Here is a 21,919-nt window from a genome sequence, read left to right on the forward strand (position 1 = left end):
GTGCAGTCAGGGGCCGTTTTGCAGCGGCCCCTGACGTATGCCGGCCCCGTGCTGCATGCCGGGCGTCCGGTTCGGGAGCCAGAGAGAGGCGGCGGCCAGGAGCGCCACCGCCGCCCCGCCCGTGAGCACCGGGATGCTGCCCGGCCAGGAGGCGAGCGCGCCGCCGCCGAGTGCGCCGATCGGCACCGTACCGATGAGTGCGGCCCGGAGAACCCCGGCGACCCGGCCCTGGAGCTCGGGGCCACCGGCGCATGCGCGGTGGCAGGGCCACCACCCAGCCGTCCGTCACCCACGCGAGGCGTTCCGCTGCCAGCAGGTCCACCGCTCCCGACCGATCGCGCTCAGGCAGGGCACGGAAGTGGCGTCCAGGACGGTCAGGAACGTGGCCGGCAGCGTCGAGCGTTTCTCGATCGTCTGCCGTTCGCGGTTCTTCGCCTCTTCCTCGCGAACCACTGCTTTCTTGATCTCCACATGCCCCTCCCTTCCACTGTCGATCTCAAGTTCGTTGACGTCAGGTGCCGTTGTACAAGGCTCGCAAGAGTGCCTCCTGAGGGCGGTAGGGCGTACGGGACAGTCCACGCGCGTGGACAGTGGAGGGGTGATCGCTATGCTGCGACCCAAGCGCTCACAGGAAGCGTTCAAACGAACAACGCGCAGCGGTACGGCGAGGGGGCCAACAGCATGCGGGAGCCGGTTGAACTCAGGCGGCAGCGAATCCTGTCGGTGGTGGAGTCGCGCGGCGCGGTCAAGGTCAGCGTGCTCGCGGCCGAGCTGGACGTCTCGGTGGTCACGATCCGGCGGGACGTCGAGGAGCTGACCCGGGCCGGGCGGCTTCGGCGCGGGCACGGGGTGGCCCGGCCGGTACGGGAGGCGCAGCCGCCCACCGCGGTCCCGGCGCCGAGGAGCGAGGAGCCCGGCGGGGACGGCGGGGCGGTCGCGCTGGTCGTCCCGGAGCGGCATTCGTACCTGTACGAGACCCTGCACGGCGCCCGGACCGTCCTGGAGGAGTCCGGGATGCGGATCGCCCTGCACATCGCACCTCAGTCGGCCGGCGCCGAACGTCCGCAGGTGGAGCGGGCGCTGGCGGACGGGGCGCGCGGGTTGCTGATCGCGCCGCGCTGGCGCAATGCGCGTTCGGAGGAGCTGGACTACGGCTGGCTCGCGGACCTGAGGGTGCCGACCGTGCTGATGGAACGGCGGCCCCGGCCGGGCAGCGCGCTGCACGCCCTGGATTCCGTCTGTTCCGATCACTGGTACGGGACGTATCTCGCCGTGGAGCACCTGGTCTCGCTCGGGCATCGCCGTATCGTGCTGGCGGCCCGCGACGACAGTCCGACGGCGCGCAGTATCCGAGCCGCGTTCACCGAGATCGCCGCGGCCCGCCCGGAGGTGGAGGACTGGTCGGTGGTGCTGAGTTCCCCGAAGGCGGTGCCCGGCCCCGGCCCCGACTCTCCTGCGGTGGGAGCCGCCGCCGTGGAAGCCGCCCCGCCAGCGACCGAGGACCGCACCGCTCTCGACCTGGCCGCGCTGCTGCGGGAGCGGGGCGTCACAGCGGCGGTGCTGCACGGCGATGTGGACGCGCTGATGCTGGTTCAGCGACTGGCGGAGAGCGGTGTGGAGGTGCCGCGGGACTGCTCGGTGGTGGCGTACGACGATGTGGTCGCGGCCCTGGGCAGCACCCCCCTCACAGCGGTGGCGCCGCCGAAGGCGGAGATCGGGCGGGTCGCCGCCGAACTGCTGCTCCAACGGCTGTCCGGGGCCGCCGGCGCGAGCGGCCCGGTACGCCGGACGGAGCTGCTGCCCACGCTCAAGGTGCGTGGATCCGCGCAGACCCTCACCGCCCCCACCGAGTGAGCGTTTGACCGCTTTGATTTTCTTCTGAGCGATCTCTTGACCACTACCGATCAGCCGATCAGGATTCCCCGTGACCCGAATCAGGAGCCGCGGGAGGCGTACATGCCCGATCGACAAGGTCGTCGATCCGTGCTCGCCACGATCGCCGCCCTGCCGCTGACAGGCGCGCTCAGCGCCTGCAGCGGCAACGGCGGATCATCAGGATCGGGCAGCGCGAGCAACACCAGCAGCGCAGTCGGTTCAGCCGGCAAGGACGAGAAGCAGGCTACGCACATCACCTTCTGGTCCGCTCTGCGCGGCAGCCAGGAAGTCGTGGACACGTTCAATCGCACCCACGACACCGTCCAGGTCGGGTGGTACGGCTGCATCGCCCTCTCCTACGGCGTCACCCGCTGGACCAACCGCACAAACGCTCGCGGTCCTGCCGCTGATCCTCGCCTTCGCCCTGCTCCAGCGGTTCTGGAAGTCGGGGCTCACCGTGGGCGCCGTCAAGTAGCCGCGCCAACACCCCCCGTACCAGGAGAAAGATGCTCAGCACCGCCCACACCTCCCCCGACGCTCGGAACCGGCCACGCGCCGCCGTCGCCATGAAGCCGGACGCCGCGGCCGCCCTCCTCGACGCACGGTCCCTGGCCGCGCTCGGCGAGGTGTGCGACCTCGCTCCCCTGCCCGTTCTCGACGACTTCAGCACCGACCGGGCCCGCGCCGTACTGGCCGACGTGGAGGTCCTGGTAACCGGCTGGGGCTGTCCGCCGCTCGACGGGGCGGCCCTGGACGCGGCGCCGCATCTGCGCGCCGTCGTCCACACCGCGGGCACCATCCGCGGACACATCACCGAAGCCTGCTGGGAACGTGGCATCGAGGTGTCGTCGGCGGCCGCCGCCAACGCCCTGCCGGTGGCGGAGTACACCGTCGCGATGATCCTGCTCTCCGGCAAACGGGTCCTGGAACGGGCCCGCGACTACCGGACGGAACGCCGCCGCGACAACTCGCTCGCCACCTCGACGGAGGTCGGGAACTACGGCCGCACCGTCGGCATTCTGTCCGCCTCACTGATCGGCCGACGCGTCATCGAACTGCTGCGGCCGTACGACCTGCCGGTGCTGCTCCACGATCCGTACGTCTCCGAGGCGGAGGCCGCCGCTCTCGGCGTCCGGCCCGTCGGCCTCGGTGAACTGTTCGCCCGCAGCGACGTGGTGAGCGTCCACACCCCGCTGCTGCCGGCCACCCGCGGGCTCGTCAGCCGTGAACTGCTCACCTCGATGCGCCCCGACAGCGTGCTCATCAACACCTCGCGGGGCGCCGTCGTCGACCAGGACGCGCTCGTCGACGTCCTGCGGCAGGACCGGATCCGGGCGATCCTCGACGTCACGGAGCCCGACACCCTGCCCGCCACACACCCCCTCTGGGAGTGCGACAACGTGACCATCACCCCACACCTCGCAGGCTCGCAGGGCAACGAGTGGGGGCGACTGGTCGATCTGGCGGTCGGCGAGGCCGGCCGCTGGGCCGCGGGCGACGGATTCGCCCATCCCGTACGACGCGAAAGGCTGGCATTCCTCGCATGACCGCACCCCATCTGGGATCTCCCCTCGAACTCCCCGCCGATGACCGGGCGTTGAGCCCGCACACCGGCTACACCCGTGCGCACTGGGAGGCAGCGGCGGACGGACTGCTCAAGGCCGCCTGGCAGTGGGCCACTCCGGGCGGCGCGCTGCTGGACCTGCCGGGCCGGCCGTCCGCGTCCGGGGTGCGCTCCGACGGTCTGGAGGGATACGCGCGTACGTTCCTCGCCGCCGCCTTCCGGGTCGCGGGCGCGGACGGCAAGGACCCGCACGGCTGGCTCGACCGGTACGCCGACGGGCTCACCGCGGGTACCCGTACCCCCGGACGGGACGATGCCGAGTCCTGGCCGCTGATCCGCGACCACACCGTCTTCGGCCAGCCGATGGTCGAGTCCGCGTCGGTCGCCATCGGTCTGCGGCTGACCCGGCCGTGGCTCTGGGACAGGCTGGAGTCCGGGGTGCAGGACCGGGCCGAGGAGTGGCTGCGCGGCGCGCTGCGGCACACCCCCGCTCCCAACAACTGGTATCTGTTCCCCTACTCCGTGGCGGCGTTCCTCGACTCCGTGGGCCGTGGCGACGCGGAGACGGCCCGCGCGAAGGAGCGTGCTCTCGACCTGCTGGAGGGCTGGTACCGAGGGCAGGGCTGGTACTCGGACGGCGACGGCCGCGCGTTCGACCACTACAACGGCTGGGCGCTGCACCTCTACCCCGTGCTGGACGCGCATCTGTCGGGTGACGCCGAGCTGTCCGCGCACTACGGCGACCGGCTGCGCGAACATCTGGAGGGCTTCTCACTGCTGTTCGGCGGCGACGGTGCGCCGATCCACTTCGGCCGCTCGCTGACGTACCGTTTCGCGGCGGCTTCGTCGGTCGCGCTCGGCGCCGTCACCGGGCACACCCCGCTCACGCCCGGCGCCTCGCGTCGGGTGATCAACGGGTCTCTGCGCTACTTCCTGGACAGGGGTGCGACCGGTACGGACGGACTGCTGAGTCTGGGCTGGCACGGCCCCCACGAGGCGACGCTGCAGAACTACTCGGCCCCCGCCTCGCCGTACTGGGCGTCCAAGGCCTTCGTCTCGCTGCTCGCCCCGGACGGTCATCCGCTGTGGACCGCGACCGAGGAGCCCGCGCCGAGCGAGGGCCCCGACCGGGTGCTCGCCCTGCCGTCGCCCGGACTGCTCGTCCAGTCCACCCGGGCGGACGGAATCGTACGGCTGCACAACCACGGCAGTGACCATGTGCGCCCGCACGAGGGCGAGTCGGGTGTGCAGGACGATCCGTTGTACAGCCGTCAGTCGTACTCCACGGTGACCGGCCCCACGTCGATGGCGAACGTGGCGGACAACCATCTGGCCGTGGTCGTCGCCGGGGTGCGCAGCGGTCGCCGCGCCATCCGTCCGCTGGGCGCCGGTGGGGGCGACGGCTGGGGCTGGGCCGCCTCCTGGCACCGCCCGGTGTTCACGTCCGGTGCACCGATGGTGCCGGGTATGCGGGTGGAGAGCGTCACCGTGGTCCGCGGCCGGTACGAGCTGCGGGTGCACCGCGTGCTCGGCGCACCGGCAGGGGCCCGGGTGGAGCAGACGGGCTGGGCGACCGGCCGCGACGACGCGGTGACCTCCGCGTTGCACGGTCTGCACGGCTGGGAGACACGGGACGGGATACGGGCCCCGCAGGGCACGGCGTACACGCGCTGGGCGGTGGTGCCCCGGCTGTCCGCAGCTGCTGAGGGCACGGCGGTGCTGGTGTCGCTCGCCTCGCTGACCGCGGAGCCCGACGCGGCGTCGCTCGATGCGGTGGTGAGCGGGGTGAATGTGGACCGGGACACGGTGGAGGTCTGCTGGGCGCAGGATGCGGCGACGACACGTATCGGCTTCGGTCCAGTGACGGTCACGCACGGGTGAACACCGGGGTTGCGCGGCCGCGGGGCCGCGCAACCCCGCCCTCCCCTACACGTCTGTCCTGATCACCACGGCCAGTGTGCGCGGACCGTGCACACCCTCCACCCGCTCCAGTTCGATGTCGGATGTGGCCGAAGGACCGCTGATCAGCGTCGTCGGCCTCTCCGGCACCAGCCGGGCCACCGCCTCAGGCACCCCGGCCTCGACCGTCGACAGATCGACGACACACACATGCAGATCGGGAACGAGGGACAGCGCCCGCCGCCCCTGGTCGGGTGAGCCGTCCAGAAAGATCGTGCCGGTCTCCGCGCAGCTGACCGCCGAGGCGGTGACGACCCCGTCCAAGGCGTCGAGCCGGGGAGCCGGAATATCGGCGGAGTCCTGCTGGACCTCACCGTCGTACGCGTCGAGCCACGCCGCGTCGAGTCCGGCCGGCACACCGATCCGCTGGGCACCGCGCTCCCGCAGCACCTCGGCGACGACCGGCGCCGTGCGGTCTGCGGTACAAGTGTGCACGTGCGCCTTGTAGTCGACGAGCCGGTCGGTGAAGAGGGCCAGGCGCTCGTCGTCGGGGAGGCCGCGGCCGGTGCGGTAGGCGCGGCGGACAGTGGTGTCCGGGGTCGGGGCGAGGGCCAGGGCGTCCCTGATCCTGCCCAGCACCGTTTCGCGAGCGGTCGTCACTTCTCCTCCTTCTTCTGGTTCTTCTCGTACTCGTCGGCGGCGGCCCGCATCGTCGCGGCGCCTTCGGCCGATGTCAGCCAGGAGCGGAAGGACTGCTTCGGCGGGGCGGCGGTGTCGCGGCTGTCGCTCCAGCCTTTGAACGGCGGCGGCAGATGCGAGATCTTCCCGTCCCGCCCGGCGATGACGCGGCCGATCGCCGCACCCTTCTGCGCGGCGGTGAACAGCCTCGGCCTCTTCATCACTCCGGCCGCGGCCTTCATGGCCAGCTTCTCCGCCGTCGTACCGGACTGCTCGGTGTGCTGGTGGCGCAGCTCGACCAGCAGCGACGGAATGTCGATCTTGACGGGGCAGGCGTCGAAACAGGCACCGCAGAGGCTGGAGGCGTACGGCAAAGAGCTGTTCGGGTCGTCCTTGGCCGCGTGCATCCCGGCGAGCTGCGGGGTGAGGACCGCGCCGATCGGTCCGGGGTAGGTCGATCCGTACGCATGACCGCCGGCCCGTTCGTACACCGGGCAGACATTGAGACAGGCCGAGCAGCGGATGCAGTTGAGCGCCTCGCGCCCGATCCGGTCGGCGAGCGCGGCGGTGCGACCGTTGTCGAGCAGGACCAGATGGAAGTCCTGCGGTCCGTCGCCGGGCGTCACACCGGTCCACATCGAGGTGTACGGGTTCATCCGCTCACCGGTGGAGGAGCGCGGCAGCAACTGCAGGAAGACTTCGAGGTCCTGATAGCGCGGCAGCACCTTCTCGATGCCCATGACGGTGATCAGGGTGTCGGGCAGGGTCAGGCACATGCGGCCGTTGCCCTCGGACTCGACGACACAGAGGGTTCCGGTCTCGGCGATACCGAAGTTGGCGCCGGAGACCGCCACCTTGGTCGTCATGAACTTCTCGCGCAGATAGGCGCGGGCCGCGGCGGCGAGATGCGCGGGTACGTTGTCGAGGCCCGGGTCGACGCCCGGGATCTCCTTGAGGAAGATCTGCCGGATCTCGTCACGGTTGCGGTGGATCGCGGGCACCAGGATGTGCGACGGCTTGTCGTGCGCAAGCTGGACGATCAGTTCGGCGAGATCCGTCTCGTACGGCGTGATACCGACCGATTCGAGGTGCTCGTTGAGGCCGATCTCCTGGGTGGCCATCGACTTGACCTTGATGACGTCGCCGCTGCCCGTCGCCTTGACGAGCCGGGTGACGATCTCGTTGGCCTCGACTCCGTCGCGCGCCCAGTGGACGGTGCCGCCGCGCTCGGTGACCTTCCGCTCCAGTTGCTCCAGGAGTTCGGGGAGCCGGTTCATGGTGTCGGTCTTGATGGCCGAACCGGCGTCGCGCAACTGCTCCCAGTCGGACAGTTCACCGGTGACATTCAGGCGTTTGGCGCGGATCGTGTGGGTTGCCCTGCCGAGATTGCGGCGCAGTTGTTCGTTGCGCAGTTCGTCGTGGGCCGCCTCGGGGAACGTCCGGTCGCCGCGCAGATTCCCCGTGCCGTACGGCGAACGAGGCGGGGTTGCGGGCATGCCGAGGAAGGTGCTGCTCATCGGGCGGCCTCCGTCGGGGCGTACGGCGAGGTGCGGGTGGAGGAGAGGATCTGTGCGAGGTGCAGGGTGCGGGTGCCCGAGGCGATACGGGAGAGTCCGCCGCCGATGTGCATCAGACAGGACGAGTCGCCCGCGGTGCAGACATCGGCTCCGGTGGTGGCGATGTTGCGCATCTTGTCCTGGAGCATGGCCGTCGACGTCTCGGCGTTCTTGACGGCGAAGGTGCCGCCGAATCCGCAGCAGGAATCGGAATCGGGGAGCTCGACGAGGTCGATGGAGTCGACGGCGCGGAGCAGCTTCAGCGGCTTCTCGCCGACCCGGAGCATACGCAGGGAGTGGCAGGTGGGGTGGTACGTCACCCGGTGCGGGAAGTACGCCCCGACCTGGGTCACATCCAGGACGTCGACGAGGAATTCCGACAGCTCGTACGTCTTGGCCTTGACGGTGGCGACACCCGCGCGCAGCGCCGCGTCCCCGTACCGCTCGGCGACGATCTCGTGCTGATGGCGGACCGAACCCGCGCACGATCCGGACGGCATGACGACGGCGTCGATCGACGCGTCACCGAACTGCTCGGCGAAATTCCGTACCAGGGGCACGGGTTCGCGCTGATATCCGGTGTTGACGTGCATCTGACCGCAGCAGGTCTGCCCCGGCGGGAACACCACGTCATGGCCCAGGCGGGCGAGCAGGACCGCAGTCGATTTCACCGCCTCGGGGAAGAGCGTGTCTCCCAGACAGGTGGCGAAGAGTCCGATGCGCATGGGGTCTCTCCGATCGATTCTCCAATTTTTATGGTCCGACCATACTACTCTCAGTCCGGAACGCGAAGGGCGCGGCGCGCCGGAGCAGCACGACATTCAGTCATGCCCCTGACAATCTTTCGCTCGAAGGCCGACGCACCGGTCGTCGATCACCGTTACTGCAGCCGCTCGGAGCTCTCGTCGACGAGCGTGCCATGGAGGCTGCGGATGTGCTGCTCGACCAGGTCGGCGGCCTTCGCGCCCTTGCCCGCGCGCACCAGCCGCAGGAGTTCGGTGTGCTCCGCGTTGAGTGCGGCGGCCGTGGCCGGCCAGTCCTCGGCCTCCTCCAGGGCTCGCAGGATCAGCGGGCGCACCGACTCGCGTACGGCGGAGGTGAGCGTGGAGGTCAGTTCATTGCCGGAGCTGCGGGCGATGTGCACATGGAACCGGGTGTCCAGGTCGTTGAACTCGAGAACCTCGACGTCCGGCCCTCCCATCCGTACGACCAGGGCCTCCGCCTCCTCGAGGTCCTCCTTCGAGGCATGCCGCGCGGCCGCCTCGAAGCTCGACCTCTCCAGCACGACGCGCGCCTCCAGGACGTCATGAAGGCTGTAGCTGCCGAGGGCGAAGTGCAGACGCAGCAGCCGACCGAGGGCGTCGTCCGGGTTGCGTACGATCCGCGCCCCGGCGTCCGGCCCCCGGCCCGGCTGGGCAACCAGCACACCGATGGTCTCCAGCACCCTCAGCGCCTCACGCAGCGCGGACCGGCTGACCCCGAGAACGGGCGCGAGCTCACGCTCGGGCGGCAGCCGGTCACCGGCCCTGAGCTCACCGGCGAACACCCGCTGCTCGATGCTCTGGAGCACGAGTTCATGCGTACGGGACTGCCGTACGGGTTGCCACTCGACGGGCATCCGTCACCCCCTGCCTCGGCCGGAATCGTCCGGTTGCCGTCGTATCTGCTGCCCGATCTCCAACTATGTCACACATCACCTATGGTCGGACCAAAGGCCGGTCATGCGCATGGCGACGCGATCGCCCGCCCGGGGCTTGGTGGGGTACAGGTGGGTCGACATCCGATGTGTGTATGTGCCGACGCACCCGGGCTCCGTAGAATTTTCCGCCGCGGTCGGTTTGTTGACCGGCATCAGCATGGGTGACCGGCCGAGGAGCGAAGCCGAGAGCCTGCTCCTGGCCAGGCGACGGATGCCGTCGACTTCCCTCTCCTCTTGTCCGGACCAGTCCGGATGCTGGTCACGCAGGCCGCCCCCGTCGCGCGGGGCGGCCCGCCGTTCAGTCGGCGAAGGACCCGTGGCGGCCCGCGCCGCCCCCGAAGCGGTCGGCACCGGCCTGTGTCTCCCCCGCAGTCAGCGGCACCAGGCCGTGCCGGTACTCCGAGGCCAGGGCGTCCGGCTCGCCCAGACCGTACTGCTCACGCACCGAGAGCCGGTCGTGGCGCAGACACAGCTGCGGGAACGCGGCGATCTCCCGGGCGAGTTGCTCCGCCGCACGGCGAGCCTCACCCGGCGGGACGATCCGGTTGGCGAGCCCGATGGCGTACGCCTCGGCGGCCCGGACCGGCCGCCCGGTGAGGATCATGTCCATGGCCCGGCTCTCACCGATCAGACGTGGCAGCCGGACGGTCCCGCCGTCCACCAGCGGCACCCCCCAGCGGCGGCAGAACACTCCGAAGACCGCATCGTCCTCGGCCACCCGCAGATCGCACCAGACGGCCAGCTCCAGCCCTCCGGCCACCGCATGCCCCGCGACCGCCGCGATGACGGGCTTGCTCAGGCGCATACGGGTCGGGCCCATCGGTCCGTCGCCCTCGGCCAGGACCTTGTTGCCGCGTTCCGTACCGATGCCCTTCAGGTCGGCTCCGGCGCAGAACGTACCGCCCTCGCCCCACAGCACGGCGACGGCTGCTTCCGGGTCGTCCTCGAACCGACGGAAGGCATCGGCCAGTTGGTCCGCCGTCGGGCCATCAACGGCGTTGCGGACCTCGGGCCGGCTGAGGATCACCGTGAGCACGGGGCCGTCGCGCTCGATCCGTACCGCAGGTTTTCCGCTCATCGTTCGCCCTCCCACAGGGGGTCGCGCAGTGCCCGGCGGAGGATCTTTCCGACCGGGGAGTACGGGATGGTGTCCACGAAGTGCACGGTCTTCGGAACCTTGTACCCCGCCAGCCGGGCGCGTAGATGGTCGCGCAGGGCGGCTTCGGAGACCCCCGCCCCCGTTCGCAGGGTGACGAAGGCCGTGACGGCCTCGATCCAGGTGGGGTCGGGGGCGCCGACGACGGCGCACTGGGCGACGGCGGGGTGGCTCGCGAGCGCGTCCTCGACCTCTCGCGGGTAGACGTTGTAGCCACCCGTGATGATCATGTCGCTGCTGCGGTCGACGAGGTGGAGGTAACCACGGTCGTCGAAGCGTGCGAGGTCGCGGGTGCGGACCCAGCCGTCGGGGTCGAGGCTCTGCGCGGTCAGCCCGGGCTCGTTGTAGTAACCGGTCATGGCAAAGGGGGCCTTGACGCGCACCTCGCCGATCTCACCGGGCGCGACCGGGGCGCCGTCCTCGTCGGTGAGGGCGAGCTGCGCATCGACGGCGGGGTGCCCGGCGGCACCGAGCAGCGCGCCGCCCTCGGCGTGGTCGTCCTTGTCCAGCACGGTGAGACACAGCGGCGCCTCGGTCTGGCCGAAGTACTGGACGAATCTGGGGCCCCAGGCGTCCAGAGCGTGCTCGATGAGCGGGCGCGGCATCGGGCTGGCGCCGTAGACGACGGTGGACAGCCGGGCGAGGTCCGCGCGTTCGGCCCGCCCTTCGGCGAAGAGCATGCCGAGCATGGTGGGGACGAGGTTGACGGCGGTCACCCCGTACCGGGGGATGGCGGCGAGGTATTCGTCCGGGTCGAAGCCGCCGAGGACGACCGACGCGCCGCCCCGCACCCAGTACGGCAGTACGAAGGTGCCGCTGGCGTGGATGAGGGACGCGGCATGCAGCATCACATCGTCCCGGCCCGGCGAGACGAGATTGGACAGGATGTTCGCGGTGATCGCGGCGTAGCTCGCCTGGGTGTGCTGGGCCGCCTTGAGCGTGCCGGTGGTGCCGGAGGTGTAGAGGATGAGGATGACGTCGTCCGGCGCGGCGGGCAGCATCGGGTCGGCGGCGCTCGCCCCGCGCATCGCGGCCATCAGGTCGAGGTGGTCCGCATCAGTGGAATCGCCGAGGCAGGCGAGCCTCAACCCGGCCACGGACGAGCCCAGTTCGAGCGCCCGCTCGGCGAGCTCGGGCCCGTACACCAGCAGTGTGACGCCGGTGTCCCGGAGCATACGGGTGTGTTCGGCGGCGGAGAGCCGGCCGTTGAGCGGGACGCGGGCGGCGCCGGCCTTGAGGCAGGCGAAGTCGACGGAGACGGACCACAGCCCGTTGCCGAGGAGCAGCCCGACGCGGTCGCCCCGTGAGACGCCGAGTCCGGCCAGGACATGGGCGAGGCGGTTTGCGGCCTCGTCCACCTCCTCATAGGTGAGGGAACGGTCTTCGAAATGCACGGCGGTACGTCCTGCGAAACGCGCGGCACCGCGGCGAACCAGGTCTACAGCAAGCATGTGCCGGACCATAGACCCGTCAAATACAGTCCGTCCAGACTGTTTGTTGGTTCATTTTCCGTGCCATAGGCTCGCGCCATGTCCCCCGTCACGCCACCCGCCCGACGCACCCAGCAGCAGCGAAGGGAGGAGACCCGGCAACGGCTTCTCGACGCCACGATCGACTGCCTGGTGGAGCACGGTTTCGCGGGTACGACCACCCAGCGGGTGCAGGAACGGGCCGGGGTGTCACGGGGCGCGCTGCTGCACCACTTCGCATCCAAGGCCGACCTGTTGGCGGCGGCGACCCACCATGTCGCCGAGCTGCGCCTCGCACACATCCGCGCCGAGACGGACGGGGGCGCCGCGCATCCGGAGCACGGGCTCGCGCTGCTGCGTACCGCGATGTCGGGACCGCACTTTCTCGCGGGCCTGGAGCTGTGGCTCGCGGCCCGCACCGATCCCGGTCTCAAGGCGGCCCTGCTGCCCGCGGAACGGGAGGTGGGCGCCGCTCAGCGCGCCGTGATCTCACACATCTTCGGGCCAAAGGTCGCGGCGCGCGACGATTTCGCCATGCTCTGCGAATCACTGCTGGTCCTGCACCGAGGGCTGGCTCTCACCAGCGTGCTGCGCGAGGACCCGGCGTTCGGGGACGAGATGCTGCGGCTGTGGGCGGAGCGCTTCCTCGCCTGATTCACGCGATTCGCCGTGTTCGCCCGGTTCATCCGGCCCAATGGATTCATCTGATTCTCACGCAACCGTTCTACGGTGGGCCGCGTGACCCAGATGAGCCCGCCCGGCTGGCATCCAGACCCCGGGTATACAGGAATTGGCCCCATTCAGGAACGCTGGTGGGACGGCAACCAGTGGACCGACCACCTCCGCGTGCCGCCCGCCACGATCCGGCGCCGCCGGATGCGTATCGGCATCACCGCAGGTGTGGTGGTGCTCGCCGCCATCGGGGGCGGCCTCTTCCTGCTGTCGGACGATTCCGGCGATTCCAAGGAGAATGCGGCCACTGCCCCGTCCACCGCACCTTCCGGTGCGCCCGGCCGCGGGCCGGGCATGCCCGGAGACGGCGGTGAGAGCCAGGCACCCGAGCGCCAGGTACCGCAGACCGAGGACGGCCACGCCACGGACCTGGCCAGCGGAATCAGCCTCCCGGTGCCCGACGGCTGGACGGGCAAGTCGGGGATCGCGGGCGCGGGAGTGACCACGGGCGAGTACGCCTGTCCCGGCGACACGTCCCAGGAGTGCGTGCGCGGCGGGGTGTTCTCCATGCCGGCGAAGGCCCTGAAGCTCGACACCACAACGGCGAAGGCCACCGCGACGAAGGACATCTCCGCCAACGCGACGGATTCCTACGGCGAGAAGATCTACGGAGGCATCACCTCGCATCAGGAGCTCAAGTCGGGGCCGGTCACCGTGGCCGGTGAGCAGGGCTATCTGGTGCGCTGGAAAGTGGTGACGAAGAGCGGCGACGACGGGTACGTCCAGTCGCTGGCGTTCCCGTCGCCCCGCTCCAAGGACACACTGATCGTCATCCGTTCCGGCTTCGACATCAACACCAAGGCGCCGGAGCTCTCCGTCATGGACGACATCACCAAGGGCATCAAGGCCGCATCGGGAACGGGCTCCGGTCCCGGCACGACCGCGTAGGCGCGTGGCGGGACGATCCGTCGGCGGGGCGGGCGTCGTACACCGATGAGTACGAAAGGACGACCGGACTGAGTACGTCGTCCGATTCCTCACCGGTCCATCGCTGATCGAATGACACCCATGGCTCCTGACGCACCGCCCCGCCCCCGCATGCAGCACGTCGCCACCGCCGGTACGGCACTGGCCGTGACCTTGGCCCCGCTGGTGATCGGTGTGCTGCTGGCCAAGACCTTGGCGACGGATCCGATGACGCCGGTCAACGCGATGGTCACCAGGGGTGGGCAGCCCGTACCCATCTCGCCCGCGCAGTGGCGCAGATGCGGCAGGCATGCGCTTCGCAGGTGGAAGGGCCCGCTGAACGCCTGCAAGCGCCCGGGCGCTCTTGCGCAGCGGTGCCCCGGGGTACGTCGCCCACGACAGTCCGGGGTGCTTCTGCCCGAGCGCTGACATACCGCGGGCCTGCCCGGAGGGCAGGCCCGCGGTATGTCAGGCCCTTCGGCAGTGCAGGAACAACTGGGGCTCGGCCACCGCTGCTTCGTAGGCCGGGGTGAACAGGCTGCTGCGCTCCCACAGGACCGTGAATCCGGCCCCGGCGACCAGCTCGGTGAATTCGTCGGCGCCGAAGCTGGTCGCCTGCACCTTCTGTCCCATGAAGACGACGCTGACGTCCTCGACGTCCAGCGGCACCGTAGCGACGACCAGGTGGCCTCCGGGGACCAGCAGACGCCCCAGCTTCCCCAGGAGTCGGGACTGGTCGTCGCGGGACATCTGCAGCAACGAGAAGTACACGCAGACCGCGTCGAAACTCCCCTCGTCCAGGTGAAGTTCACGAATGTCGGCACACTCGAACGACGCACCGGGCACTTGTCGGGCCGCCAGGTCCACCATGACGGGCGACACGTCGACGCCCAGCACATCATGACCGGCGTCGACCAGGGTCTGCGCGGTCGGCCGGCCCGTTCCGCAGCCCACGTCCAGGACCCGGCTGTGCGGTGCGATGTGCTCCAACAGCCGCTTCAGCGAGGCGTGGTGGGTGGCCGAGTCGGCGAACGCCCGCTCGTACTCGGCACCCAGAGCGTCGAACACCTGTGCGGCCGGGAGGCCGTGGACTTCGTCCATCGATGTGGGTCCTTCCGTTGCCCTGGCGGCTTCCTCGGGATCGTTTCATCATTCGCAGCGACCTTCAACGCCCAATCGGGCACGTCACATGGGGGGCTCGGGGCGCCCGGTGGACGAATGAGGGGAACGGATCGTCCGTCGTTCGCCGCCAGGCCTGCCCGGTCTCCTCCGGGTTGCGCACCGGGAACGAATCCGAGATCTCCCAGCCGCCGATGGCCAGGGGGAGGAGCCGACCCGGCCCGATGCGCGGGTCGCCGGATACGGCGTCAGGCAGAAAAATCCGGTGAACTGCCGGCACCGGGTTCACTACACTCGCCACCAATCGCACGCTGCAACAACATCGCAGCGCGCACCGTGACGAGTGAGGGGAGACCGGCCGTGCGTTACCGCACCGCTGTTGTTGTCCCCCAGTCGCGGTACGAGGTGATCCTGGTGTCCTCGTCTGCCCGGTGCCTGCTGCGCGGCCGGCACCGGATGTCCGTGACGGACAACTGACCTCTTTCTCGAAGGTGTTCAGCAGCCCAAGCGGCTGTGCACCGATGCGGTGCGCCGCATAGGGGTTTCTGCGGGGCCTGACCACAGGCCGGTTCGTCCGGGAATTGCGCCGACCCGATCCGGATCACCCCGAAAGGCCATGGGCCGTGCGTACCGACCTGCACCGTCATCTCACCAGTCCGCTGACCGGCGTTCGTAATCTGGGCATCCTCGCCCACGTCGATGCCGGCAAGACCACCGTCACCGAACGAATCCTCTACCTCACCGGCACCACCCATAAGCGGGGCGAGGTCCATGACGGGACGACAGTCACCGACTTCGATTCCCAGGAACGCGACCGCGGGATCACCATCTTTGCCGCTGCGGTGAGTTGTTTCTGGGACGGCCACCGGATCAATCTGATCGACACCCCGGGCCATGTCGACTTCTCCGACGAGGTGGAGCGCTCGCTGCGGGTGCTCGACGGCGCGGTCGCGGTGTTCGATGGTGTCGCCGGGGTCGAACCGCAGAGCGAGTCGGTGTGGCGGCAGGCCGATCGGCACAGGGTGCCGCGAATCGCGTTCGTCAACAAGCTGGACCGTGCCGGTGCCGACCTCGACGCGGCGGTCGCGTCGATAAGGGCGCGGCTTCACACGGTCCCGCTGGTGGTACAGCTGCCGATCGGAAAGGAGGACGGGTTCACCGGGGTGGTGGATCTGCTGCGTATGCGGTCGCTGGTCTGGGCCGACGGCCCCGGCACGTTCGAGGAGGGCCGGGTGCCGGACGCCTTGCGGGAAGAGGCGCTCCGGCGCCGCCGGCTTCTCGAGGAGACGGTGGCGGAACTCCATCCGGTCGCGTTGGAGGAGTTCTGTGCGCAGTCGACGGTCTCCGCACAGACTCTGTCCACCGCGCTGCGCGACCTGACCCGTACCGGTGAGGGCGTTGTGGTGTTGTGCGGTTCGGCCTACCGCAACCGAGGAATCGAACCGCTGCTGGAGGCCGTCGTGGCCTACCTGCCCTCGCCGCTGGATGTGCCTGCGGTACGCGGCACCCTGGACGGCGCGGTGCAGAAGCGGTCCGCCGACCCTGCGGCACCGTTCGCCGCGCTGGTGTTCAAGGTGAACTCGACCGCCAAGGGGCGGCTGACCTATCTGCGCGTGTATTCGGGAACGATCCGGAAGGGGGACGCGGTGCTGGACGTGGGCGCGCGACGCAACGAGCGAATCGGCCGGATCCTGCGGGTGCAGGCCGGACAGCACTCGGACGTGGACCAGGCGGTGGCCGGGGACATCGTCGCGGTGATCGGACTGAAAGCCGCCCGTGCCGGGGCGACCCTGTGCACACCCGCGGCGCCATTGGTTCTCGAACCGCCCTCCGTTGCCGATCCGGTCGTCTCCGTGGCGGTCGAGGCGCGCAGACGCATCGACACCGAGCGCTTGGTGTCGGCGCTGGCGCGATTGGTCGAGGAGGACCCTTCGCTGGCGGTCCGGACCGACCCCGAGACCGGTCAGACGGTGCTGTCCGGAATGGGGGAACTGCATCTGGAGGTCGCGGTGGAGAAGATCCGTCGTGCTCACGGGCTGGAGATCGGCGTCGGCCGGCCGCAGGTGGCCTACCGGGAGACGGTCGTCCGAGGGGTGTCGGGACTGGTGTACCGGCACGTCAAGCAGGAGGGAGGTGCAGGCCAGTTCGCTCATGTCGTCCTCGATGTGGAGCCGCTGGAAGCCGCCGGTGACAACAGCGGTGGCGATGCGATGGACTTCGCGTTCCGGTCGACCGTCGTCGGTGGCCGGGTGCCGCAGGAGTACGTCCGGGCGGTGGAGGCCGGCTGCCGGGATGCCCTGGCGGAGGGCCCCCTCGGCGGACACCCGGTGACCGGGCTGCGGGTCACGCTGGCCGACGGGGCCACCCACTCCAAGGACTCCTCGGAGATGGCGTTCCGGACAGCCGGCCGGCTCGCGCTCCGTGAGTCGCTGCGCAACAGCGTGATGGTGCTGCTGGAACCGGTGGTGGAGGTCACGGTCACCGTGCCCGATGACGCCGTGGGCGGGGTGCTCGGTGACCTGGCGGCACGGCGCGGCCGGGTCTCGGGCTCGACCGCGCGGGCCGGCACATCGGTGATCAGCGCGACCGTGCCGCTGGCCGAGCTGTTCGGCTATGCGACCCGGCTGCGCAGCCGGACCCAGGGCCGGGGAACGTTCACCACCCGGGCCACCGGTTTCGCTCCGGCGCCGGGCGCGGTGCCTCGCGGGACACCGGACCGGTAGGGCTGGGGATGGCCCTGGTTCATGACCAGCTCACGAACTCTCTTGACCAGGGTCTCTGCGTGGAGGAGATGTTCTCCACACCGCTCCAGCCCGCGTCAGGAACTCTCCGGTCGATCCTGCACAGCTCGCGCGATCAGGTCGTGGATCAAGAATTCTCCGGGCGCGCGATTCTCTCTGAGGCGAGCGAGGTTGTCAGGGCCGAACCAGCCGTAGGCAGAGTGCTTGGACCATTCCAGGGCGGGGTGGTCCAAGTCGCCGTCGACCTCGACGAGATAGTCGGCCTCGTGACGGAGTCCAGCTCCGTCGTCTCCGGTCCAGGTGCTGGTACCCAGAAATCGGCGCACGTGGCGAAGGCGCCATCCCGTCTCTTCCGCGACCTCTCGCGCGAGAGCATCCAGGAGGGTTTCGTCCGCCTCGACGTGACCGCCCACGATGTCCCACGTGTCGGGGAAGAGGTTGCGGTCCGGGCTTCGTTTCTGGGCGAAGGCTTCGCCGTCCTGGTTGAGGATGACCGCTCCGACGGTCCAGACCGCTCCGGGTACAGAAACGGGCACCTCGACGTCGTGGTTGACGGTGAATGCCCGGTTGTCTGTTGGCATGCCTGACAGCGTAGGCCGGGCGCTTTCGCACTGTGCTCCCGGTTCGTCGACACTGCGGCCCGCAACCTCGCCGTCGATGTTGACGTCGTCGACGGTGAGCCGGCTGATGGTGCCGATTCTCTGTGCGTAGAGGATCAGCAGCAGTCCCGCGACGCGGTCCGGGGCCGGCAGTGTGTCGTCGTCGAGGAGGCGCCGAGTGTCGGCCCAGCGTTTCTCGCTGCCGATGGTGCTGTGCGGGCCAGCTTGGACAGCGCCTTACCCCGTGGCAGCGCGGACAGGCCGGTCGGACCACCATGGTCGCCCCCGGCCTCGACGAGTTCGTTGACGAACCTCAGGGCGGCCCGGGTGGGGGCCTCGTAACCGGCGGCGGTCAGCAGCCGGGACGGGCGACGACGGCCCAGGCGAAACGGCGCTTTCGGGCGGGCCGGACGTCGGCTCGTCCGAGTGGGGCCAAGACCGCGTCGGCGTCGAGGCCGGGATCGAGGTTCGCGACGCCGGGTGTCCCGCAAGCGCCCGTCCACCGACCGGCGCAAGGCCCCTGAACCACCGCACCGTTTACCGGAAGCGCCGCACGGGCGTCCACGGATGGTGCGTGCCATTCACGTAACCAGTGACGCCCGGTAAGTCGCCCTTCATCTCATCGAGCGAGCCTTTCGCCGTAGATCATCCAACGAAAGGGAAACACCCGATGGTGGTCACAAACGGCCACGAGCCGTGCTCGCACGCAATGCACCGTCGCACGCTCCTCGGTCTCGGCGGCGCCGCCTTGGCAACGGCTGGTCTCGCAACGCTGCTTGGGGCCGCACCGGCGGACGCGGCGATGCGGGAATCCGACGGTGGCCTGCGGTTCGGCCTCGTCTCCGACACGCACCTCAACGTGCACGCTCCCCAGCGCACGGGGTGGATGACCCAGGTCTTCGCCTCCATGGCACGACGTGACCCCGACTTCGTCCTGCACTGCGGCGACATCACCGACTCCGGTCAGGCCGACGAGTACGTCCTGTACGGGCAGACGATCCCCGACTCCCTGCGCGGCAGGATCCATTACGCGCCGGGCAACCATGAGACGCGCTGGGACCACACGGCCAAGGAGCTGTACCACTCCCGCTTCGGACCGGCACCGTATTCCTTCGATGCTGGCGGAGTCCATTTCATCGGATTCGACCCGACGCAGGTGCTGCAGGAGCCCGGCCACTCCGGGGCGAGCCGGCTCGCCTGGCTGGAAGCCGATCTGCGCAGGATGGCTCCGGGGACCCCGGCCGTGCTGTTCCAGCACTTTCCGGCCTGCACAGTGGATGGGACAACGTAGTGGCTCTCGGCCACGACATGGCCATTGTCGCAAACGTCTCCCGCTCGTATGCCCTCGACGCCGCCACCGGAGCGCTGCGGTGGACGTTTTCGGGAAGCGCGATGTACGCCCCGACCGTCGTCCTCCAGGACGCCACGGCCTTGCTCACCACCGAATACGGCGTCGTCAGTCGCGTCGATCTGGCCACGGGTAACACGATCTGGCAGACCTCCCTGGACGTCCGGGTGTTCAACGCGGGCGCGATCGTCCATGAGAACACCGCTTGGATCCAATCCGTGGACGGCAAACTCATCGGCCTGCGAATCGCCGACGGCACGCGGCGTGGGTGGCTGCAGCACACGCTCGCTTTCACCTTCAGCAGCCCCGCGGTCGTCAACAACACTCTGGTGGTGGGTGATCAGGACGGCGTCGTGCACGGCATCGCATTGCCGTGAACGCGCCTGGCTCACCCTCCTGGAACCTGTGCGAAGTCACGATGTCGCCGACCGGGAAGTTCAACTGCGCTTGGTGTTCACATGGCCCGGCCGACGCCGGACTGCTGCACCCTCGTCAAGGCTTCATGCGTAAGAAGACCTGAAAGGAACTCAACGATGAACAACACTCGCGTGTCACTGCTCGGTACCGCCTCGGTCGGGCTGGGGAGCGGCGCGGCAGCGGTCCTCCTTGCCGTATCGGCAGTCGGGCTGTTCACACCTCCGGCCGCGGCAACAGACGTGCGAAAGGCGGACACACCCACCGTCACCGTGAAGCGCGGCAAGCCCGCACGGACCCTGCCCTTCGTCGCAAATCGGGCGGGGGAGGCCGTGGTATCGCTGAACTCCCGGGCGCCGGGGGTCTCCTGGGGGATCAAGGGCAGCGAGTCCGCGGTCGTATCGGCATACGTCGACGGGCGCTACGCGACCGACATCGTGATCCCCTCGGATCAGCCGATCACCCGCAGCTTCACCCTGGGCCACCTCAAAAAGGGGCCGCACAAGCTGCGGTTCCGCTTCGCCGACGACCGCTCTCCGCAGGGAGCGAGCAGCGCGCAGCTCGACGACGTCTCGGTCCGGATGTACGGGGAGGAGACCGATGAGGCACTCGTGCTGAAGAACGCACCCGTACTCTATGGCCGGAACCTGCCGGATCTGGGTGATCGGTTCCAGAGCAGCACAACCGACACTCCGGTCTTCGCCTATCACGAGATCTCCCCGGCGCAGACCGCCGGCCACAAGGTGATCCAGTACACGGTGATCTGGAGCAACGAGGACGGCGGCACCAACTCGCCGGCGCTGATGGCACGCTGGGGCCGGACCACCGACATCGAGTGGGCCTATCGCGTCGAAGTCGACGCCAAGGGCAAGCCGGTCCCCGGCACAGGCGTCTACCAGGCGCCCAACCACCAAACGCTGAAATTCGCCGGCGCGTACGAGAACAGCCGCCCGCTGCTGGAGACCTGCACCTCCAACAACAACCTGTGCGACAAGGTCGACGATCCCATGCGGTTCTCCCTCGCACCGATCGAGTCGCTGCCCGCGGGTCGGACGCGGGAGCACATCATGGACACGAATCCGTGGCTCTACTCCGTCATGGGGAAGGAGATGACCCGTGAGGGCCAGATCGAATCCCCCTCGGACCCGGATACTCCGGACCTCGGCGATCAGCGCAGCTACCTGTACCTCGCGGTGTCCCACACGACCTCGCCGTCGGACCAGGCCGGTAACGTGGGCCTGTCCATCGGCGTGCGGCTGAAGGGGAGCGAGAAGCTGTACACGTCCAACCATGACGTCGCCTCGTGGTCCATCACCCGCAATGGCGCGGCGGCGACCACGATCGAGCTGCCTGTGGGGACGAAGCCGTCGGACGTCGCGGAGGTCGTCGGGCTGCGTACGCCCGTCCAGGAGACCGGCGCGTCCGTGACGGTCACACGGATCACACGGGCGTTCTTCCTCCAAGAGGACTATCTGCCCGGCACCTCCTTCATCGACTGGACGGGCGAGAGGACGCTTACACAGTCGGCCCCGGAGGCGGCTCTGTGGACGGCGGGCAACTGACCTGAAGGGCGGCGCGACGGGCATGCGCCGATCAGGGCGTGACGCAGGCACGCGCCGTGCGCCTGCTCGTACGCACGCACTCGGAGCGGCACGCGCAGCACGGCCGTGAGCAGCACGGCCTGTCGGTGGACGGCGGGCCGCTCTTCCTCGCAGGTCCTGCGCTTCGGGGCCCAGAGGCAGGCACGGACGGGGCGGCGGGCGTGGCGGCCCGCCGTCATCGGGCGGTGGAAGCGGGAGGGCGCGGCGGAAGCGGGAGGGCTGCGTTCGGACGCAGGCGGGTGCCGTGCGCGTATACCCGGGCGCAGTCGGCAACCGGTCCCTGCGGCCCCCATCAGGCCCAACCGGTCAGGAGCACCGCGAACCCGCCAGGATCGGGCAATCGGCCATGGTGAAGGGACGCCGCCGACGGCGACTCGGAGCGATGGCATTGGGCGCGGAAGAGGGCTCCCGGAACGATACCGCCCGTGCGTGAGGGGCGCTCCGAAGAGCGCCCCTCACCTGCGGAAACATCCGACATCTCTGTCGGGACGACAGGATTTGAACCTGCGCCCCCTTGACCCCCAGGAGTGCGAGCCAGGGGAATTTTCCGGATAGATCACACA

At 69.6% G+C, this 21,919-nt stretch carries 20 protein-coding genes and 2 pseudogenes; 12 read left to right on the forward strand and 10 right to left on the reverse strand.

The genetic code is table 11. The features are described from left to right. Window positions 1-6: 6 nt before the first annotated feature. Both OG609_RS04025 and OG609_RS04030 read right to left on the reverse strand, forming a co-directional pair. Entirely contained in the window at window positions 7-186 is a 180-nt protein-coding gene (locus tag OG609_RS04025; RefSeq protein WP_327271482.1) for a hypothetical protein, read from the reverse strand. 99 nt (window positions 187-285) lie between these two features. Further along, window positions 286-471, reverse strand: coding sequence for a hypothetical protein (locus tag OG609_RS04030; protein ID WP_327271483.1), 186 nt, complete (start codon window positions 469-471; stop codon window positions 286-288). Window positions 472-681: 210 nt separating this feature from the next. Here OG609_RS04030 and OG609_RS04035 point away from each other — a divergent pair, with 210 nt between their 5' ends. From OG609_RS04035 to OG609_RS04050, 5 genes and pseudogenes are all read left to right on the forward strand, one after another. Then, window positions 682-1,854, forward strand: coding sequence for a substrate-binding domain-containing protein (locus OG609_RS04035; protein ID WP_327271484.1), 1,173 nt, complete (start codon window positions 682-684; stop codon window positions 1,852-1,854). A gap of 102 nt (window positions 1,855-1,956) precedes the next feature. Next, window positions 1,957-2,205: pseudogene (locus tag OG609_RS04040) on the forward strand (sugar ABC transporter substrate-binding protein); the annotation flags it as partial. A gap of 7 nt (window positions 2,206-2,212) precedes the next feature. Then, a pseudogene (locus OG609_RS46020) lies at window positions 2,213-2,350 on the forward strand (carbohydrate ABC transporter permease); the annotation flags it as partial. A gap of 31 nt (window positions 2,351-2,381) precedes the next feature. Next, entirely contained in the window at window positions 2,382-3,422 is a 1,041-nt protein-coding gene (locus tag OG609_RS04045) for a hydroxyacid dehydrogenase (protein WP_327271485.1), read from the forward strand. Next, window positions 3,419-5,320, forward strand: a complete 1,902-nt coding sequence (locus OG609_RS04050) for a DUF2264 domain-containing protein (protein WP_327271486.1) — start codon at window positions 3,419-3,421, stop codon at window positions 5,318-5,320. Before OG609_RS04045 ends, OG609_RS04050 begins: the two co-directional genes overlap by 4 nt. Before the next feature lie 45 nt (window positions 5,321-5,365). Here OG609_RS04050 and OG609_RS04055 read toward each other — a convergent pair whose 3' ends face one another. The 6 genes from OG609_RS04055 to OG609_RS04080 all read right to left on the reverse strand — a co-directional run bounded on the left by OG609_RS04055 (window position 5,366) and on the right by OG609_RS04080 (window position 11,878). Further along, complete coding sequence (locus tag OG609_RS04055) at window positions 5,366-5,998, reverse strand: LutC/YkgG family protein (protein WP_327271487.1); 633 nt, start codon at window positions 5,996-5,998, stop codon at window positions 5,366-5,368. Next, complete coding sequence (locus OG609_RS04060) at window positions 5,995-7,533, reverse strand: lactate utilization protein B (RefSeq protein WP_327271488.1); 1,539 nt, start codon at window positions 7,531-7,533, stop codon at window positions 5,995-5,997. The genes OG609_RS04055 and OG609_RS04060 overlap by 4 nt, the downstream gene beginning before the upstream one ends. Next, window positions 7,530-8,297, reverse strand: coding sequence for a (Fe-S)-binding protein (locus OG609_RS04065; protein WP_327271489.1), 768 nt, complete (start codon window positions 8,295-8,297; stop codon window positions 7,530-7,532). The genes OG609_RS04060 and OG609_RS04065 overlap by 4 nt, the downstream gene beginning before the upstream one ends. Before the next feature lie 155 nt (window positions 8,298-8,452). Then, entirely contained in the window at window positions 8,453-9,190 is a 738-nt protein-coding gene (locus tag OG609_RS04070) for a FadR/GntR family transcriptional regulator (protein ID WP_327271490.1), read from the reverse strand. Between the two features lie 379 nt (window positions 9,191-9,569). Further along, on the reverse strand, window positions 9,570-10,349 hold the full coding sequence (locus OG609_RS04075; protein ID WP_327271491.1) for a crotonase/enoyl-CoA hydratase family protein: 780 nt from the start codon (window positions 10,347-10,349) through the stop codon (window positions 9,570-9,572). Then, window positions 10,346-11,878 (reverse strand): class I adenylate-forming enzyme family protein, encoded by a 1,533-nt coding sequence (locus tag OG609_RS04080; protein ID WP_327271492.1) that lies wholly within the window; start codon window positions 11,876-11,878, stop codon window positions 10,346-10,348. The genes OG609_RS04075 and OG609_RS04080 overlap by 4 nt, the downstream gene beginning before the upstream one ends. Window positions 11,879-11,956: 78 nt before the next feature. Between OG609_RS04080 and OG609_RS04085 the strand changes: the two genes are divergently transcribed. The 3 genes from OG609_RS04085 to OG609_RS04095 all read left to right on the forward strand — a co-directional run bounded on the left by OG609_RS04085 (window position 11,957) and on the right by OG609_RS04095 (window position 13,963). After that, window positions 11,957-12,550, forward strand: coding sequence for a TetR/AcrR family transcriptional regulator (locus OG609_RS04085; RefSeq protein WP_327271493.1), 594 nt, complete (start codon window positions 11,957-11,959; stop codon window positions 12,548-12,550). Window positions 12,551-12,643: 93 nt separating this feature from the next. Further along, complete coding sequence (locus OG609_RS04090) at window positions 12,644-13,516, forward strand: DUF2510 domain-containing protein (RefSeq protein ID WP_327277931.1); 873 nt, start codon at window positions 12,644-12,646, stop codon at window positions 13,514-13,516. Between the two features lie 120 nt (window positions 13,517-13,636). Beyond that, window positions 13,637-13,963, forward strand: a complete 327-nt coding sequence (locus tag OG609_RS04095) for a hypothetical protein (RefSeq protein WP_327271494.1) — start codon at window positions 13,637-13,639, stop codon at window positions 13,961-13,963. Window positions 13,964-14,002: 39 nt separating this feature from the next. On the opposite strand, the gene OG609_RS04100 is transcribed toward OG609_RS04095, so the two are convergent. Then, window positions 14,003-14,635 carry a class I SAM-dependent methyltransferase gene (locus tag OG609_RS04100; protein WP_327271495.1) on the reverse strand — a complete coding sequence of 211 codons (633 nt, stop codon included), beginning with the start codon at window positions 14,633-14,635 and terminating at the stop codon, window positions 14,003-14,005. Window positions 14,636-15,276: 641 nt separating this feature from the next. Between OG609_RS04100 and fusA the strand changes: the two genes are divergently transcribed. After that, window positions 15,277-17,376, forward strand: coding sequence for an elongation factor G (gene fusA / locus OG609_RS04105; RefSeq protein WP_327271496.1), 2,100 nt, complete (start codon window positions 15,277-15,279; stop codon window positions 17,374-17,376). A 95-nt stretch (window positions 17,377-17,471) separates the two neighbouring features. On the opposite strand, the gene OG609_RS04110 is transcribed toward fusA, so the two are convergent. Further along, window positions 17,472-17,975: an NUDIX hydrolase gene (locus OG609_RS04110; RefSeq protein ID WP_327271497.1), complete on the reverse strand. Its 504-nt coding sequence runs from the start codon at window positions 17,973-17,975 to the stop codon at window positions 17,472-17,474. Window positions 17,976-18,663: 688 nt separating this feature from the next. Between OG609_RS04110 and OG609_RS04115 the strand changes: the two genes are divergently transcribed. The 3 genes from OG609_RS04115 to OG609_RS04125 all read left to right on the forward strand — a co-directional run bounded on the left by OG609_RS04115 (window position 18,664) and on the right by OG609_RS04125 (window position 21,317). Next, window positions 18,664-19,284, forward strand: coding sequence for a metallophosphoesterase family protein (locus OG609_RS04115; protein WP_327271498.1), 621 nt, complete (start codon window positions 18,664-18,666; stop codon window positions 19,282-19,284). A gap of 17 nt (window positions 19,285-19,301) precedes the next feature. After that, entirely contained in the window at window positions 19,302-19,718 is a 417-nt protein-coding gene (locus OG609_RS04120; protein WP_327271499.1) for an outer membrane protein assembly factor BamB family protein, read from the forward strand. 156 nt (window positions 19,719-19,874) lie between these two features. Continuing rightward, window positions 19,875-21,317, forward strand: coding sequence for a hypothetical protein (locus OG609_RS04125; RefSeq protein ID WP_327271500.1), 1,443 nt, complete (start codon window positions 19,875-19,877; stop codon window positions 21,315-21,317). Window positions 21,318-21,919 lie beyond the last annotated feature (602 nt).

It is taken from the genome of Streptomyces sp. NBC_01224, from assembly GCF_036002945.1.
GTDB lineage: Bacteria > Actinomycetota > Actinomycetes > Streptomycetales > Streptomycetaceae > Streptomyces.